We start from the raw sequence: 14,900 nt of genomic DNA, 5'->3' as shown, positions 1-14,900 counted from the left end.
CAACGTTCGGTCAGGAGCTCCCCGATAGCAGATGCCGCGAGACGTAGAGCCGGCTCCGGTCGCTCTTCCTTAAACAAACAAGGCCCCTCCCGGGGCCTTGCCATCTCAATCTCCGAAGTTCCGGCGCCGCCTACTTGCCCATCATCGACTTGGCGTTCTCGGCCGTGATCGCGGTGGTGTCCACCGTGACCGTCGGCTCCACCGATGTCGCGCAGTCGAGCAGGATCTTCTTCGACATTTCGATCGCTTCCTTGGCGCCGGTCGGATAGGTGAAGGTCGCTGCCCAGTCGCCCTTGGCGACGGCCTCGATTCCGCCGGCCGGGCCAGGCAGGCCGTCGGTGCCGATGATCTTGACGTCCTTGCCGGCACCCTTGGCGGCCAGCAATGCGCCCGCCGCCATCATGTCGTTCGAAGCATAGAGCACCTTGATGTCGGGATGCGCCTGCAGCATGGCGGCAAAGGCGGTCTGGGCTTTATCCGGAACCCAGTCTGCGGCCTGCTCGGCGACGATCTGGATCTTGGCATTGCCCTTCACGCCTTCCTTGAAGCCGTTCAGACGCTCCACCGCCGGCGTCGAGCTGGGCAGGCCTTCCAGCACAGCCGCCTCGCCGCCGTCCGGCAGAAGCTTGGTGGCCGTGAACTTGCCGGCTTCCTCGGCAATCTTGAAATTGTCGCCGCCGATGAAGGCCGTGTAGTCCTTGCCCGGATCGCCCACAGTCTTGCGATCGAGTTCGATCACGGGAATGCCGGCATCCATGGCGCGCTTCACGGCAGGGGTCAGGGGAGCAGCCTCGAAGGGCGAAATCAGCAGGATATCGACCTTCTGGGTAATGAAATTATCGACCTGCGAGGTCTGCGTGTTGACGTTGCCGGCGCCGTCGGCGATCTGCAGGGTGAAGCCCGGCACTTCCTTGGCCGCCGCCGTCAGCTCGTCATTGACGTGCTGGCGGTACGGCTCGGCGTTGTTGGCCTGCGAAAAACCGATGACGAACTGGCCGTCTTTCGAGCAGGCTTTTACCAGTGGTTCGGCGGCATAGGCGCTGCCCGCAACGCACAGGCCGGCGCCTGCCAGAAGCGCGGCCTTCAGCACGCGCGATCCGGTTGTCGTTCTCATATCTACTCTCCTCCTCGTCCGGCGGGGCCGGACCTCTGGTTACAGTCTCTTCCCGGTGCCGCCGGCCTGCTATCGACCCAAACCCTCGCGACGGCGAACGAGGGATTGAAGCACTGCCGCCAAGACGATGATCGCGGCGGTCGCGAGCAACTGCGTGGCAGGGGTGATGTTGTTGAGCTGAAGGATGTTGGCCAAGGCGCCGAGCATGATGGTACCCGCGACGGTGCCAACCATGGAACCCGCGCCGCCAAACAGGCTGGTGCCGCCGATGACGACGGCGGCGATGGCCGTCAGTTCATAGCCCATGCCGTCATTGGCGCTGCCGAAGTTGAACTGGCCGGCATGCACGATGCCGGCAATTGCCGAGGCAAAACCGGTGATTGCGTAAACCGATATCTTCACCATCGACACCGGCACGCCGGAAATGCGTGCTGCACGCTCGTTGCCGCCGACGGCATAGACGTAGCGGCCGAAGCGCGTGGTGTTGAGCACCAGCGTGGCGATGGCGGCGAAGATGATGAAGACGATGGTCGCCACCGGCACCGTGTTGTCGAACAGCCGCTCGCCCAGCACGGCGAAGACCGGCGGCGCAAGGCCCGGGCCGTCGCCATAGGATATGTTGATATACTGGTTTCCGGACACGATCAGCGCCAGGCCACGCGCCGCCTGCAGGCCGGCCAGCGTCACGATGAATGGCTCCAGGCGAAAACGGGTGGAGATCGTGCCCTGGACGACACCGAAGGCGATACCCATCGCAAGCACTGCAAGGATGGTCGAGATCAGGCCGAAGCCGCCCGAGATCATCATCGAGGCGGTGACGACGCTGGAAAGGCCGAGCACCGCGCCGACGGAGAGATCGATACCGGCGGTGATGATCACGAAGGTCATGCCGATGGCGATAATGCCGGTCTCCGACACGGCGCGCACGATGTTGGCTATGTTGTCGGGGTTGAGGAACAGTATCTCGCCATGGCGCCGGGGCGAGAAGATCACGCCGCCGATCGCCACCAGCACCAGGCCTATAAGGCTCTGAAAACGTACGACGATGGCCAGCGGGTCGACGCGGTGCCTGGGCGAACCCGTAACTGGCGCTGCGGAGTTGGCCGCCACCGAAATTTTCTGGTCCGACATCAGGCCCCCTTGCCGTTAGCCGCGGCAAGCACGGTGTGCTCGTCGACGCCGCCATTGAATTCTGCCACATTGCGCCCTTGGCGCAGCACCACGATGCGGTCGCAAAGCCCGATCAGCTCCGGCATCTCGCTTGACGCGACCAGAATGCCCAGTCCCTGCGCCGCAAGTGCCCTGAGCCGTGCGTAGATCTCACCCTTGGCACCGACATCGACACCCCGGGTCGGTTCGTCGAGCAGGAGCAGCCGCGGGTTGCCGAGGATTTCCTTGGCCAGCACGACCTTCTGCTGGTTGCCGCCGGACAGCGCGCCGACGGCGATGTCCGGGTTTTTCGGGCGGATATCGAACTGGCTGAAGGATCGCGTCACCGCCTCGGCCTGGCGACGCGGCGACATCAGTCCGGCCGGCGATATGCGACGGATCACAGACATAACCAGATTGAGGCCGACCGCCATGCGCAGCATCAGGCCGCTGCCGCGCCGGTCGTCGGTGACGAAGGCGATGCCTGCCCTGCGCGCGGCGTTTATGGAATCGAGCCTCACCGGCTTGCCGCCGACCGCGACCTCGCCCTGCCAGCGACCGGCAAGGCCCGCCCCGTAGAGCGCGGAGAGCAGTTCGGTGCGCCCTGCCCCCATGATGCCGGCCAGGCCGACGATCTCGCCTTCCCTGACCTCGAGCGAGACACCACTCGGAGGCTGCCAGCCGGCGCTTTCACGGGTGAGCCGGAAGCTGGCATCCTTCAGGCTGAGCAGTGTCTTGCCGACGCTCCTGGCGCGATCAGGATAGAGCTCGTCCAGCGGCCGCCCGACCAGCAGGCGCACCAGTTCGGCCTGCGGGGCATGCGGGTCGGTGATGCCTGCGACACGGCCGTCGCGCATCACCGTCACGCGGTCGGCTATCTCCGGCACTTCCTCCAGCCGGTGCGAGATGTAGATGATGCCGACGCCCGAAGCGGCTAGCTTCCTCATGATCTCGAACAGACGTTCGACCTCGCCGACGGTGAGCGCGGCCGTCGGCTCGTCCATGATCAACACGCGGGACGCATAAGACAGCGCCTTGACGATCGCCACCACCTGGCGCTGACCGATCGAAAGGTCAGCGACGAGGCGCGCCGGGTCAATGGCGAGCTCGATCGCCTCAAGCCGCCGCTTGGCCTCACGACGCATCGCCGGCACGTCCAGCATGCCGCCCGGCCGCATCAGTTCGCGACCGAGGAAGAGGTTCGCCGCGACATCGAGCGAGGGCACGAGATCGAGTTCCTGGAAGATGGTGGCGATGCCGGCAGCTTGCGCCTCGCGCGGGTTGTTGAAGGTGACCGGCTTGCCGTCGATGTGAATCTCGCCCTCGTCCGGCGTGTAGACGCCGGACAGGAGATTCATCAGCGTCGACTTGCCGGCGCCGTTCTCACCGAGCAGCGCGTGGATCTCGCCAGCCTTCAGGTCGAAGTCGACACCGCGCAACGCCTGCACGCCGCCGAAGCGCTTTACGGCGCCGGTTACGGAAAGCAGCGGCGCGCTCATGCCGACCTCGTGTGGGCCAGCATCGCGCATGATGCGCGGGCCCGCAGCGTCGCTTGAAGCCGCACGGCGCGTGGCGGGCATTGGCTGGAAGCGATGCGCTCGCTGAGCAGCGTTGCTGCCTGGCGGCCAATCTCGGCGCAAGGCTGCTCAACCAACGTCAGCCTTGGCTCGAAGCAGTCGGCCCATTCGAAATCGTCGAAGCCGACAAGCGAGAGGTCGCGCGGGATCGAAAGACCCTTCTCGCGGATAGCGCGTACTGCCCCGATCGTCGTCATGTTGTTGCCGGTAACCAAAGCGGTGGGCGGCGCGGGCTGCGACAAGAGCGCGTGCGTCGATGCCGTGGCGCTCGCCGTATCGACATTCTCCGCCGAGACATAGCGCGGCGGGCATTCAAGTCCATTGGCTGCAAGAGATGCGCGAAAGGCCTCGATACGCTCGCGGGTGGTGGCCAACCCCGGCTGGCCGGCGATGTAGCCGATACGTCTGTGGCCGAAGGAAGCGACATGGTCGATCAACGAGCGCATCGACGTCTCGTTCTCGACACCGATCTGGTCGAAGCGGTCGTCGGCGAAGCGGTCGATCAGTACGCAAGGCAGCTTTTTTTCAGCGAGATAGTCGATCGCGCGCTGAGGCGAGCCGGACGGCGCCAGGATCACTCCGTCGACACGCCGCTGATGGAACGCGCGCACCACCTGAAGCTCGCGGTCAGGGTCTTCCTGCGTATCCGACAGGAACACCATCAGGCCCAGGCGCGCGCATTCCGCCTCGACCGCGCAGATGATATCGGTGAAGTAGGGATTGGAAATCGCCGAAATGGCGAGCCCGACGCTGTTGGTCGAGGCAACTTTGAGCGAACGCGCCAACTCATTGGGCTGATAGCCCATGGCGGCAATGGCGTCGTTGATGAGCTGCGCCTTCTCGGGCGAGACGAAACGCGTGCGGTTGACGACATGCGAGACAGTCGAAACCGAGACGCCGGCGCGGCGAGCGACCTCAGCCATTGTCGGCATGGCGGCTCGTACGGAGTGCAGCCAAGCGCTCCCTCCCATCTTGCGTTTCCCGTCCGCTCTCCGGCGGATCTGAGCAGACCATAGTGCCATCGAAACGTTTGCGCAATCGATTCGATGACCTGGTCGAGGAATATTCTCGAGGGACGAAAAGCTCAGCGGCTACAAGGTGAATGCCAGCCAGGCGGTGCCGGCGAGAAGGGTCAGCAGCGTCAGCGGCAGGCCGACCTTGAAGAAGGCGGAGAACGAAAGCTCCTTGCCGGCCGCCTTGGCCTGCTCGGCGACGATCAGGTTGGCGACCGAGCCAAGCAGCGTGAAATTGCCGGCGAGCGTGGAGCTCATCGCCACGACCAGCCAGGCGCGCTCCGGGTTTTCCAGCCCAGGTATGAAGGGGCGCAGCGCCAGCACCGCCGGCACATTGCTCATGATGTTGGAAAGCACCGCGGTGAAGCCGGAAAGCCGCCAGACGTCGTCAAGGCCGATGTTCTTCGCCCATGCGATCATGTCGGGCGTAAGCAGCGTGCGCTCGGCGCCCGCTACCACCACGAACAGGCCGGCGAACATGAAAAGCAGCGGCCCGTCGATCTCGCGGTAGATGCGCCGCGGCTTGATTGCCCGGGTGACCAGCAGGAAGGCGCCGGCAATCAGCGCCGCCTTGGCGACGGGAACGCCGGCAAAGAAGGCTAGCGCCAGCAACACGCAGACGATGGTGGCCTTCAACACCTGCCCGGGCAGCATGCGGCCGCGATAGACTTCCGGGCTGAGTTCGGCGGGGCGGGAAAATTCGGCGCGGTAGACGACGCGCACGATGACGATGACGCAGAGCAGGCCGAACAGGGCCACCGGCGCCAGCGCCACCGTGAAAGCCGGATAGGAAATGCCTGACAGCGCCCCGATCACCATGTTCTGCGGGTTGCCGGTGATGGTGGCGACGCTGCCGCAGTTCGAGGCCGTGCAGGTGGCAATGAGGTACGGCACCGGGTTGCGGTTGATCACGCGAGTGACATGGACGACAATCGGCGCCATGACCAGGCAGATCGCGTCATTGACCAGGAAGGCCGAGAGCACGCCGGTCAACAGCGTCACCATGACCAGAAGCATGAAGGGCGCATGGGCGTGCTCGATGGCAAAGCCGCCAAGGGCGCGAAACGCGCCCGAGACCTTCAGATGCGCGACCACGATCATCATGCCGAGCAACAGGGTGATGGTGTCCAAATTGATGGCTTTGTACGCATCCTCGATGCCAATCGCTCCGATGGCGATCATGGCGGCGCCACCAAGCAGCGCGATGCCGGCGCGATCGAGGCGCAGGCCTGGAATGCGGCCTACGGCGACACCGGCATAGGTAAGCACAAGGATAAAGAGCGCGCCCGCGCCGGTCCATGTCATTGAAAAGTGTTCCCGTTGCCTGCCCTGCCCGGCAGAATCTCGCGGCGCATGGGGTTGCACCACATTTAGCAAGGGCGGCGCAAAGGGGAAGCGCTCGAGCGCGTGAAAGCGTAGTGACGCTTTCGTGTTTCCACATTCATAAACCCTAATGTAAAGAATATTGAATTAACATATGTGACCGATAATCCAGGCGTTGGGGCTAAACGGATGAACACGGTCGTTGAAGCGGAACATCGCGTCCCGTCTCGGGAGGAACTGATGCGTCCGCAGGAATGCCCTCGCTGTCACGGGGCCAAGAAAGTCTTCGTTTGCGCGCTCTGGCTGAGCTCGAGCGGCCATTGCTGCCCGGAAGGCACGCATAGGCTGAGCTGTCCGGGACAAAGCATCGTCTGTCTCGAATGCAGCGGGCGCGAGGCCTAGCGATATCGGACAGCCGGCGGACGACCCCACGGCGCCGCCGCAGCGGAATCTTGGTTTTCCGCCAGGCCCGTCGTGTCTGTTGCAATCATCGTCCCGCGGACCCGACTATTGCCTTGCGGTTCGCCGCCGCCTACCACTGAGCGAACTGATAATTTCCTCAGGCCCCGCAAAGCAATGATCGTCCGACTGCGACGCGCCCTGCGATGGCAAGCGCTTCCACTTCTTGCCGGCTTTGCCATTGTCGCGCTGATCATAGCAGCGCGCGCCATTCTCGCCGAAGCGCAGATTGCGGACCGCGACGCCAGCCGCCATGCGATCGAAGCCCAGCAATTGCTGTCGAGCCTGCTTTCGCTCGCTCAGGATGCCGAGACCGGCCAGCGCGGCTATCTGCTGACAGGCGAGAAGAGCTATCTCCTGCCGTATCAGCATGCGGTGGATGCCCTACCGGCACTGCTTAAACGCGTCGACGAGATGTTTCCTAGCGGCAGCGACAGCGCGCAACAGGCGGTCGGCATCAAGGACGCGCTCACCCGCAAGCAGGCCGAACTGGCAGAGACGATCCGGCTCTACGATGCGGGCAACACCGCGAAAGCGCTGGACATCGTGCGCGGCGGCAGGGGCAAGCTGGACATGGACCAGATCCGCGCCAACGTCGATGCGATCCGGCGCATCGACGGGGCGAGCCTCGCTGCCCGCGCCGAGCGGATGGAACAAATCGAAGGCTGGCTGCGCATCGGCTCGTTCGCGGCGCTGCTGGGCATCTTCCTACTAGGCGTATACACGATCCGCCAGTCCAGCCGCAGCTTCCAGGAAGTGGCCGCCGCGCAGGATGCCTTGAGCGCCAAGAACGCAGCGTTGCTCAACGAGATCGAGACGCGCGAGAAGGCGGAGTCGCAGTTTCGCCAGGTGCAGAAAATGGAAGCGGTAGGCCAGCTCACCGGCGGCATCGCGCATGATTTCAACAATATGCTGGCCGTCATCATCAGCGCCATGAACCTCGCGCAGCGCAAGCTCGCTCGTGGCGAGCATGACGTGCAGAGCTTCGTCGAGGCGGCGGCCGATGCCGCGGCGCGCGCCGCCAACCTGACGGCCAGGCTGCTTGCCTTTTCAAGGCAGCAGCCGCTGGCGCCACAGATCGTCGACGCCAATCGCCTCGTCACCGGAATGTCGGACCTTTTGCGCCGCACGCTCGGCGATGCGATCGAGATCGAAACGGTGCAGGCGGGCGGACTTTGGAAAACTCATGCCGACCCGAGCCAGGTCGAGAATGCCATTATCAACCTGGCGGTCAACGCGCGCGACGCGATGGATGAAAAGGGCAAGCTCACCATAGAGACCGCCAACTGCTACCTCGACGAGGCCTATGCCGCGACGCATCCCGAAGTGAAGGCCGGCCAGTATGTCATGATCGCGGTGACGGATTCCGGCTCGGGCATGCCGGCGGACATCGTGGCCAAGGCTTTCGAGCCGTTCTTCACCACCAAGCCCGCGGCCAAGGGAACGGGGCTCGGACTCAGCCAGGTGTTCGGCTTCGTCAAACAATCCGGCGGACACGTCAAAATCTATTCAGAGCTCGGCGAAGGCACGACGATCAAGATCTATCTGCCGCGCTTCACCGGCCCTGAGGAGGCGGCGCCGCCGGCGAAGGCCGGCGGCAGGAGCGATGTTGCAGCGACCGAAACCGTGCTGCTCGTCGAGGACGATCCCCGCGTGCGGACTTCGACGGCAGCTGCCTTGCTTGAACTCGGCTATACAGTCACAGAAGCCGCCGGCGGTGAAGAAGCCTTGCAAGAACTCGGCCAGAGCACCGCCATCGCTTTAATGCTTACGGACATTGTAATGCCGGGTATGAACGGCCGGCAGCTGGCCGAACAGGCGCGCAAGCATTTCCCATCCTTGAAAGTGGTGTTCATGACCGGCTTCACGCGCAACGCCGTCGTGCACAATGGCGTACTCGACCACAATGTGCACTTCATCGCCAAGCCGTTCACGCTGGAACAGCTGGCGGCGAAGCTCAGGGACGCCCTGGATTCATAGGCTGGCCTGACTGGTCTGGCTGTCCTTAGATCCGTCCGAGCACAACCAGGATAATGACGATGACGAGAACCAGCCCCAGGCCTCCGCCGCCATAGTAGCCGGTGCCGTAGAAGGGCCCGCCTCCCAGGCCGCTGAAACCGCCGAGCAAGGCCAGAATAAGAATGATGATAAGAATTGTTCCGAGACTCATGTTATTTTCCTCTCTCCGAAGCGCAACCCGGCGCTTCTGACCGAAATCAACTCACAAGGGGCGCGCATGTTCCACTCGGCTTCGGCTCGATGCTATTCGGCGTTGGCTTGGTGTGACACGATCGGCGGTCCCGGATTGGCTTCGAGCTTGATCGGGACTAAAAACATAAGCGCGATCGCAATTGCTATCGACGCGATGACGGCCGCCGTGCTGAATATGTCCTTCATTTTCGTAATCCTGTATATTCAAAGGTACTGAACAACGCTCCGCCGTACCTCCCGTTCCACTTCGCCCCGGCGGAACCATTTTTGGATCTTAGGCGTTGGGGGCGGCCCTGCTTGGGCAATCCTGGGGACAACTGGAGGTACGCCTATGGGCGCATCGGTACTCGTCGGCATCCTGATTACCTTCCTCGTGGTGATCCTGGTGCTCTATCTCGTGCAGCGCTTGCCGCTGGATGCCCGAGCGCGACAGATCGCGCAGATCATCGTCATCATCATCGGGATTATATCGTTGCTCAAATACCTTGCGGTATTCTAGTCGCGATCCATATTCGGCATAGGAAACTCCGAGCCGGTGCTCATGACAACCTTGTCGATCGCACGTCTTGCCGGCAAATTGCTGGCCGCAGCTACAGTGCTGTGCGCGGCGAGTTCGGCCCATGCTCGGCCGGACACCCGCACCATGACTTGCGCTGAGACGCAGGCGCTGATCAAGAGCGACCATGCAGTGGTTTTAACCACCGGCCCGGACACTTATGTGACCGCTTCGTGCGGCAATTCGGCAATGAGTGCGACTGGCCCGAAGTGCCTATGACGATAACCGTTCCGGCCAAGGACGGCGAGTGCCGGGTCTATCGGTGCGAGGAGCCGGTCGGCCTTCCGGACTGATCGCTTGTTCTTGTGCCTCGGCGGAACGACTGCAAATTGTTGCGAGCTCTAGCAGCCGGCAGGAATTTGCCGGCCGCGAAATTGTTCTGGTAGCGGCAGGAGAAAAAGCGATGCCTGAGATCGCGCGCAGCGGCAGTTGCCTTTGTGGTGGCGTGCGGTTTCATGTGGCCGGCGAACCGACCCGGGTCGGCCTCTGCCACTGCAAGGATTGCCGCAAGACGAGCGGATCGGTCTTTCATGCCTATGCCGTATGGCCTCTTCACGCGTTCGAAACCACCGGAATGACCACCGCCTATGGCGCCCGGAGCTTTTGCCCGACCTGCGGAAGCCGTGTCCCGTTCATCGGCGACGACGAGGTCGAGGTCACGATCGGCAGCCTTGACGTCGCGCCTACCGAAGGACTGGTGCCGAGCTACGAACTCTGGATCGGAAGGCGCGAGTCCTGGCTGCCGGCCGTCCCCGCGGCGCGTCAGTTCGAGCATGATCGGGTGGCAGGCGATTCGACGGCCGACGAATAAACCGGCCTGAAAGGGCTGGTTACGGACTTTAAGTCTGAACGACGACGAGTTCCTTGGTCGAAAGCCAGAGCAACCGGGCACAACCAAACCGCGCGCGGGGTCACAACTTCATGCCAGTGATCCAGACTACCCGTAGACTTTTAGGGGCGCCTATGGGCCAGTCTGGCAAAATGGAAAACCTGCAGTTTGCTCAGGCACTGGATCGCAGCCACGGACATGAAGGCCGCCGCCCCAAGGGCTGAGCCGGCCGGCGCAATTCGGGGAAAACGCGCCGCGGTTTTCCGTGCCGAATTTGCCTGGAGCGATACCCGGAGCGGTTCAGCTTTTAGATCGGAGCTGGATCGCCGAGTCCAACGAAGCATCCTGAATGCAAAAAAGCCCGCCATGCCTCCTCGGCATGGCGGGCTGAACCTCGGGCGATCAAGGCTGGATCCTGTAGCCTCGCCGCCGATCTACGACGCGGCGGCCTTTTGGCGGACCGGAAGCTTCCACCCAGGCCGCGCGAAATGACAGGTGTAGCCGTTTGGATAGCGTTCGAGATAGTCCTGGTGCTCGGGCTCGGCTTCCCAAAAGGGGCCGACCGGAGCAAGCTCGGTGACCACCTTGCCGGGCCACAGGCCGGACGCGTCGACGTCGGCGATCGTGTCCTCGGCGATCCGTTTCTGCTCATCGCTGGTGTAGTAGATCGCCGAGCGATAACTCATGCCGATGTCGTTGCCCTGGCGGTTCCTCGTCGTCGGATCATGGATCTGGAAGAAGAATTCGAGCAGGGTGCGGAAACTGGTCCTGGCCGGGTCGAAGATGATCTCGATCGCCTCGGCGTGAGTGCCGTGATTGCGGTAAGTGGCGTTGGCGACATCGCCGCCGCTATAGCCGACCCGGGTTGAAAGAACGCCGGGCAAGCGTCGGATCAGATCTTGCATGCCCCAGAAGCAGCCGCCGGCAAGGACCGCGCGCTCGGTGGAAGAAGCCATGTCACACCTCCTTTGGATTGCTCCATAGATAGGCGTTGCGGCCGGGCACTTCCAGCGGTTTGACAAACGTGCCGGCGGCGACTTCGAAACTGCAGGATCAGGAATCCGAAGTCGGTTTGAACCGCCGGATCGCCAGTTCGAAGACGATGTCCGATAAGGCCGGTAGGCGGCCAGGAGATTACTGCGGCGTCTCTTCTCCGCCTCCTCCAGCAGGGCCAGATAGGCGCGCATCGCCATCGATGAGCGGCCGCAGACTCGCTTCGAGGCCGCGGATACGGTTACGGATCTGCTCATCGCTCAACCGGTCGAGATCGTTTCTGTCGGCATCGATATCCTGGGAAAAATCCTTGGGCAGCAGCGTCAGCACCACCTTGAGGTACTGATCGGGCTTGTCGGCCCGCACCGCCGCGATGACGCCCGCGCCATGGGCGCGAAAGTCGGCGCGCAGGGCAGTCGCGAAGTCGTCGACCAGCGTCTTGCGCGGGCGCTTCGGGCGGGCAGCCTTGGCGGCGGCTTCGGGTCTGCGCCCCGCCTGCTTCGCGCCGGCGGACTTGCGGCGCACGGGCCTGCTTTCGTCAGCCATGGGCGGTCACATGGGACGATGCCTTCGCCGCCTTCGGTTTGCGGGTCTTGCGCGCCGGCTTCTTTCGCGGCCTGGCGCGGACAGGCTTCGGCGACTCCACATCGGCCGCCGGCGCCGCCATTGCCCTCAGCTTCGCGGTGGCCGCAGGAACCGCCGATGGGTCGGCGCCCTGGCGCGGAAAGCCGAAGCCGGCAACCGCATCGATCGGTCCGCCGCGCACCATGCCGATGCGCACGCCCGGCGCCACCTGCTCGACGCGGCCTGATCTCACCGGCAGGCTTGCGCCCTCGAATTCGCCGATGGCGCTGACGGTCTCGGCGCCGTCATCGGCGGTGATGATGGTGGCGTAGCGCGGCATCCGGGCCTCGACAAAAATGTTGGAAGCGTCGCGTCCGTTGCGCAAAGCGCTTGGAAAAACGGACGGGCGCGAAAAACAAAAAACCCGCCGGGCGGCGGGTCGTTGGCGCAAATCAGCACCATGAGAAAAATAGTAGCATAGCTGCCCTCACCGGGCAAGTGCGTCTAGGTAAATTTTCCTATCCTTTTCCAATCAACGCCGAGCGGGGCCACCCACGCGCCGCAGCCCTAGATTGAGCCGTCAGCCAACAGCAGTGCGGAATTTTTGTCGGAACCAACCTTGGTCCGACGGGTTCACCCCCTAGTCGCCAATGCGACAAACGAACTCTCGCACAGAGGAGAAGACAATGCTTACGAGGATCCTTGCAGCTTCCGCCCTGACCATCGGCCTCGCCACGGCGGCGATGGCCCAGAGCGCCGGCACCACGACCGGGAATAACGGCACCAGCGGCAGCGGCCAGTCGATTACGGTGAACCCGACCACGCCGGCCAACCCTTCGCCTGACCAGGCTTCGCCCGATACCGGCACGACCGGCAGCGTGACGGGCGGCGACATGAATTCGAACGCCGACAAGAACTGCCCGGACAGCCCGCAGGGCGCACAGGGCGACGCCAGCACGGCCGCCGGCACGATGCAGCCGAACGTCAACGACAACAATTGCGGCAAGTAGGACTATCGCGCGTCACAGCGCCGAAGCACAAAGGCCGTGGAGGGTCCTCCACGGCCTTTGCTGAGGAACCCGGCTTCGCTGGTTTGGCATGGTCGGGCGGAACCATGCGGCCTCCCGGCCGTTGCAAGGGGCACAAAGGAGAAAGCCATGGCAGACAACGAAAGCAGTAGCGGCGGCGCGACAAACGGAACCAGCACCCCGAGCAGCAGCAGCACCGCAACCACCGCGCGTCCGCGCAACGCCGCCGCGCGCAGCGGAGGCGCCTCGCGCAGCGGAGCGTCGCGCAGCAACCCTGCATCGCGCGGCAACGCGGCCAAGGCATCCGAAGACGCGATGAAGAAGCAGATCGCGGAGTTGAAGCGCGAGGTGAACCGGTTGAACCGGGCGCTCTCCGAACAGGCCGAGGAAGCGGTCGAGACCGCTCAGGGCTGGTACCAGAGTGCGGCCGATCGCGCGTCGAACCTCTACGGCAGCGCTTCAGACCGCGCATCCAACCTCTACAGCGGCGCCTCGGACCGCGCGTCGCGCGCGGCAAGCCAGTTGCGCAGCCAGGCGCAGAGCGTTTCGGAGACCGTGCAGCAAAACCCGGGCACCTTCTCGACGGCGATGCTCATCGGCGGGCTGGTCGGGCTGCTGGCCGGCATGGCGATTAGCAGAAGCTCGGACGCGGAGCCGGACTGGCTGCAGCGCTGGCACAGATAGGATTTCCGGCCAGGCTGGGGCAGCCCGGCCGATCAACGGTAGTTTGCGGAGGCTGCCTCGCGGCGGCGACGCCGAAAGAAGGCCGGGCCGTCATGCCCGGCCTTCTTTGCTCGATGCAGGACGTCTGCGTTACAGGCTGTGCCGCTCAACCCATCGGTTGTGGCCGGTTGTTCCCAGGCTGGTCATTAGCCGGACCTTATGGGATCATCCCATGGGGAATCGCGGAGAGCAGCATGGACAGACCTGCCATGGCATCCGTCTTTCGGATGCGGCATGTGCCTGCAAGCATTTCGGGCGTTCGCAGCCTTGGCCGCGGCCAGGCCGATCCGATCTTTCATTCGAGACCACTCGGCGAGGCGATCCGCTTCATCGCCCAGGCCGACGGTCAGTACGACCTCAGCGCCGTCGCCATCTTCTACGGCGACCGCCAGACGCCGCCGCTCGGCAACCGAGAGATCAGGCAGCTCTGGAGCGAATATGGCGAGCGGTGGATGGATGCTTAGGCGCGCGGGCTGCCCAAGGCCGGATCGGAAACGCCGCTCATGCGTTCTTGAGGCGAGGTCAATGGGAGGAACGCCATGAACGTCGCCAATCTTCAGATCGAGGGCCTGCTGATGGCCGTCGCCGCGATCAACCATGTGTTGGTCAGGAAAGGCGTACTGACCGTCGAGGAGATCGACATCGCGCTGCGAAAGGCCGAGGCCGGCGAAACCGACGAGGAGCGCTCGCAGGCGATCTCGGCCTCGAACCGCGACGCCATCAATTTCCCGATCCGGCTCCTCGAGCTCGCCAACCAGTGCCAGCCCGAAGCCGACATGCCGTCCTTCTCCAGGCTGGCGCGCATGGTAGGCCAGATGAAGGAACCGTATAACGACCAGATGTGAGGCGCCCGCCTGAATGCGAAGCGCCAATCGCGGGGCGCGGGCGCCGGCCCTCATCCGTCCTGCGGGCGCCCCTTGAACGGAGAGAAGGAAAAGCTCACGCCCTGCCCGGCCATCCCTGCTTGAGCGCCAGCACGCTGCCGGGGCCGTGCGCCGCGGCGTAGAGCAGGCCAGCAGCGAAGGGGAAATGCGACATGAAGGCGCCGAACTCGGCCTGATTTCCCGTCCAATGCGACGGGCCGTGGAAGGCGAAGCCAAGGAAGACGACATAGACCGCGCCGATCAGCGCCAATGGCGTCAGATAAGCGCCGGTCAGGAAGGAAAGCACCAGCAGCGTCTCCAGGATCGCGGCGCACCAGGCCAGGAACAGCGGGAACGGGAAGCCGGCGGCGGCGATGTAGCCAGCGGTGGCGCCGATATTCATCAGCTTGAAGGCGACGGCCATGGCGAACATGGCGGCGAAGATCAGGCGGGCTATGAGAATGGCGGCGGTCTGCCAGGTCGATTGCATTTCCACGA

18 protein-coding genes are annotated in these 14,900 nt (G+C 63.8%); 7 read left to right on the top strand and 11 right to left on the bottom strand.

Features of this window, described 5'->3' with window-relative positions:
* Positions 1-130: 130 nt before the first annotated feature.
* The 5 genes from ACR64R_RS05865 to ACR64R_RS05845 form a co-directional block, all read right to left on the bottom strand.
* Positions 131-1,114: a substrate-binding domain-containing protein gene (locus ACR64R_RS05865; protein WP_487360742.1), complete on the bottom strand. Its 984-nt coding sequence runs from the start codon at positions 1,112-1,114 to the stop codon at positions 131-133.
* A gap of 69 nt (positions 1,115-1,183) precedes the next feature.
* Entirely contained in the window at positions 1,184-2,245 is a 1,062-nt protein-coding gene (locus tag ACR64R_RS05860) for an ABC transporter permease (protein ID WP_487360741.1), read from the bottom strand.
* Positions 2,245-3,762 (bottom strand): sugar ABC transporter ATP-binding protein, encoded by a 1,518-nt coding sequence (locus ACR64R_RS05855; RefSeq protein WP_487360740.1) that lies wholly within the window; start codon positions 3,760-3,762, stop codon positions 2,245-2,247. The genes ACR64R_RS05860 and ACR64R_RS05855 overlap by 1 nt, the downstream gene beginning before the upstream one ends.
* A complete protein-coding gene (locus ACR64R_RS05850; protein ID WP_487360739.1) occupies positions 3,759-4,763 on the bottom strand; it encodes a LacI family DNA-binding transcriptional regulator in 1,005 nt (334 codons plus the stop codon). The genes ACR64R_RS05855 and ACR64R_RS05850 overlap by 4 nt, the downstream gene beginning before the upstream one ends.
* Positions 4,764-4,931: 168 nt before the next feature.
* A complete protein-coding gene (locus ACR64R_RS05845) occupies positions 4,932-6,158 on the bottom strand; it encodes an anion transporter (RefSeq protein ID WP_487360738.1) in 1,227 nt (408 codons plus the stop codon).
* A 594-nt stretch (positions 6,159-6,752) separates the two neighbouring features.
* Here ACR64R_RS05845 and ACR64R_RS05840 point away from each other — a divergent pair.
* The gene (locus ACR64R_RS05840) at positions 6,753-8,615 is read left to right on the top strand and encodes a CHASE3 domain-containing protein (RefSeq protein WP_487360737.1); all 1,863 of its coding nucleotides are present in this window, start codon (positions 6,753-6,755) and stop codon (positions 8,613-8,615) included.
* A gap of 25 nt (positions 8,616-8,640) precedes the next feature.
* Here the strand turns inward: ACR64R_RS05840 and ACR64R_RS05835 are convergent, their stop codons facing one another.
* Both ACR64R_RS05835 and ACR64R_RS05830 read right to left on the bottom strand, forming a co-directional pair.
* Positions 8,641-8,805 (bottom strand): DUF3309 family protein, encoded by a 165-nt coding sequence (locus tag ACR64R_RS05835; protein WP_487360736.1) that lies wholly within the window; start codon positions 8,803-8,805, stop codon positions 8,641-8,643.
* Between the two features lie 92 nt (positions 8,806-8,897).
* Positions 8,898-9,032 carry a hypothetical protein gene (locus tag ACR64R_RS05830; protein WP_487360735.1) on the bottom strand — a complete coding sequence of 45 codons (135 nt, stop codon included), beginning with the start codon at positions 9,030-9,032 and terminating at the stop codon, positions 8,898-8,900.
* Between the two features lie 145 nt (positions 9,033-9,177).
* Between ACR64R_RS05830 and ACR64R_RS05825 the strand changes: the two genes are divergently transcribed.
* Positions 9,178-9,345 (top strand): Thivi_2564 family membrane protein, encoded by a 168-nt coding sequence (locus tag ACR64R_RS05825; protein ID WP_140835886.1) that lies wholly within the window; start codon positions 9,178-9,180, stop codon positions 9,343-9,345.
* 460 nt (positions 9,346-9,805) lie between these two features.
* Complete coding sequence (locus ACR64R_RS05820) at positions 9,806-10,213, top strand: GFA family protein (RefSeq protein ID WP_487360734.1); 408 nt, start codon at positions 9,806-9,808, stop codon at positions 10,211-10,213.
* A gap of 452 nt (positions 10,214-10,665) precedes the next feature.
* Here the strand turns inward: ACR64R_RS05820 and msrA are convergent, their stop codons facing one another.
* The 3 genes from msrA to ACR64R_RS05805 form a co-directional block, all read right to left on the bottom strand.
* On the bottom strand, positions 10,666-11,187 hold the full coding sequence (gene msrA, locus ACR64R_RS05815; protein ID WP_487360733.1) for a peptide-methionine (S)-S-oxide reductase MsrA: 522 nt from the start codon (positions 11,185-11,187) through the stop codon (positions 10,666-10,668).
* A 178-nt stretch (positions 11,188-11,365) separates the two neighbouring features.
* Positions 11,366-11,770 carry a hypothetical protein gene (locus ACR64R_RS05810; RefSeq protein WP_487360732.1) on the bottom strand — a complete coding sequence of 135 codons (405 nt, stop codon included), beginning with the start codon at positions 11,768-11,770 and terminating at the stop codon, positions 11,366-11,368.
* Complete coding sequence (locus ACR64R_RS05805) at positions 11,763-12,128, bottom strand: hypothetical protein (protein WP_487360731.1); 366 nt, start codon at positions 12,126-12,128, stop codon at positions 11,763-11,765. The genes ACR64R_RS05810 and ACR64R_RS05805 overlap by 8 nt, the downstream gene beginning before the upstream one ends.
* Before the next feature lie 346 nt (positions 12,129-12,474).
* Between ACR64R_RS05805 and ACR64R_RS05800 the strand changes: the two genes are divergently transcribed.
* The 4 genes from ACR64R_RS05800 to ACR64R_RS05785 all read left to right on the top strand — a co-directional run bounded on the left by ACR64R_RS05800 (position 12,475) and on the right by ACR64R_RS05785 (position 14,384).
* The gene (locus ACR64R_RS05800) at positions 12,475-12,798 is read left to right on the top strand and encodes a hypothetical protein (protein WP_487360730.1); all 324 of its coding nucleotides are present in this window, start codon (positions 12,475-12,477) and stop codon (positions 12,796-12,798) included.
* Positions 12,799-12,945: 147 nt separating this feature from the next.
* A complete protein-coding gene (locus ACR64R_RS05795; protein ID WP_487360729.1) occupies positions 12,946-13,500 on the top strand; it encodes a hypothetical protein in 555 nt (184 codons plus the stop codon).
* A gap of 233 nt (positions 13,501-13,733) precedes the next feature.
* Positions 13,734-14,003: a hypothetical protein gene (locus ACR64R_RS05790; protein ID WP_487360728.1), complete on the top strand. Its 270-nt coding sequence runs from the start codon at positions 13,734-13,736 to the stop codon at positions 14,001-14,003.
* Between the two features lie 75 nt (positions 14,004-14,078).
* Positions 14,079-14,384, top strand: coding sequence for a hypothetical protein (locus ACR64R_RS05785; RefSeq protein ID WP_487360727.1), 306 nt, complete (start codon positions 14,079-14,081; stop codon positions 14,382-14,384).
* Positions 14,385-14,478: 94 nt separating this feature from the next.
* On the opposite strand, the gene ACR64R_RS05780 is transcribed toward ACR64R_RS05785, so the two are convergent.
* Complete coding sequence (locus tag ACR64R_RS05780; protein WP_487362384.1) at positions 14,479-14,892, bottom strand: DoxX family protein; 414 nt, start codon at positions 14,890-14,892, stop codon at positions 14,479-14,481.
* Between the last annotated feature and the right edge of the window lie 8 nt (positions 14,893-14,900).

It is taken from the genome of Mesorhizobium sp. MC2-1-1, from assembly GCF_057597255.1.
This window is presented reverse-complemented; position numbering and strand designations above follow the sequence as displayed.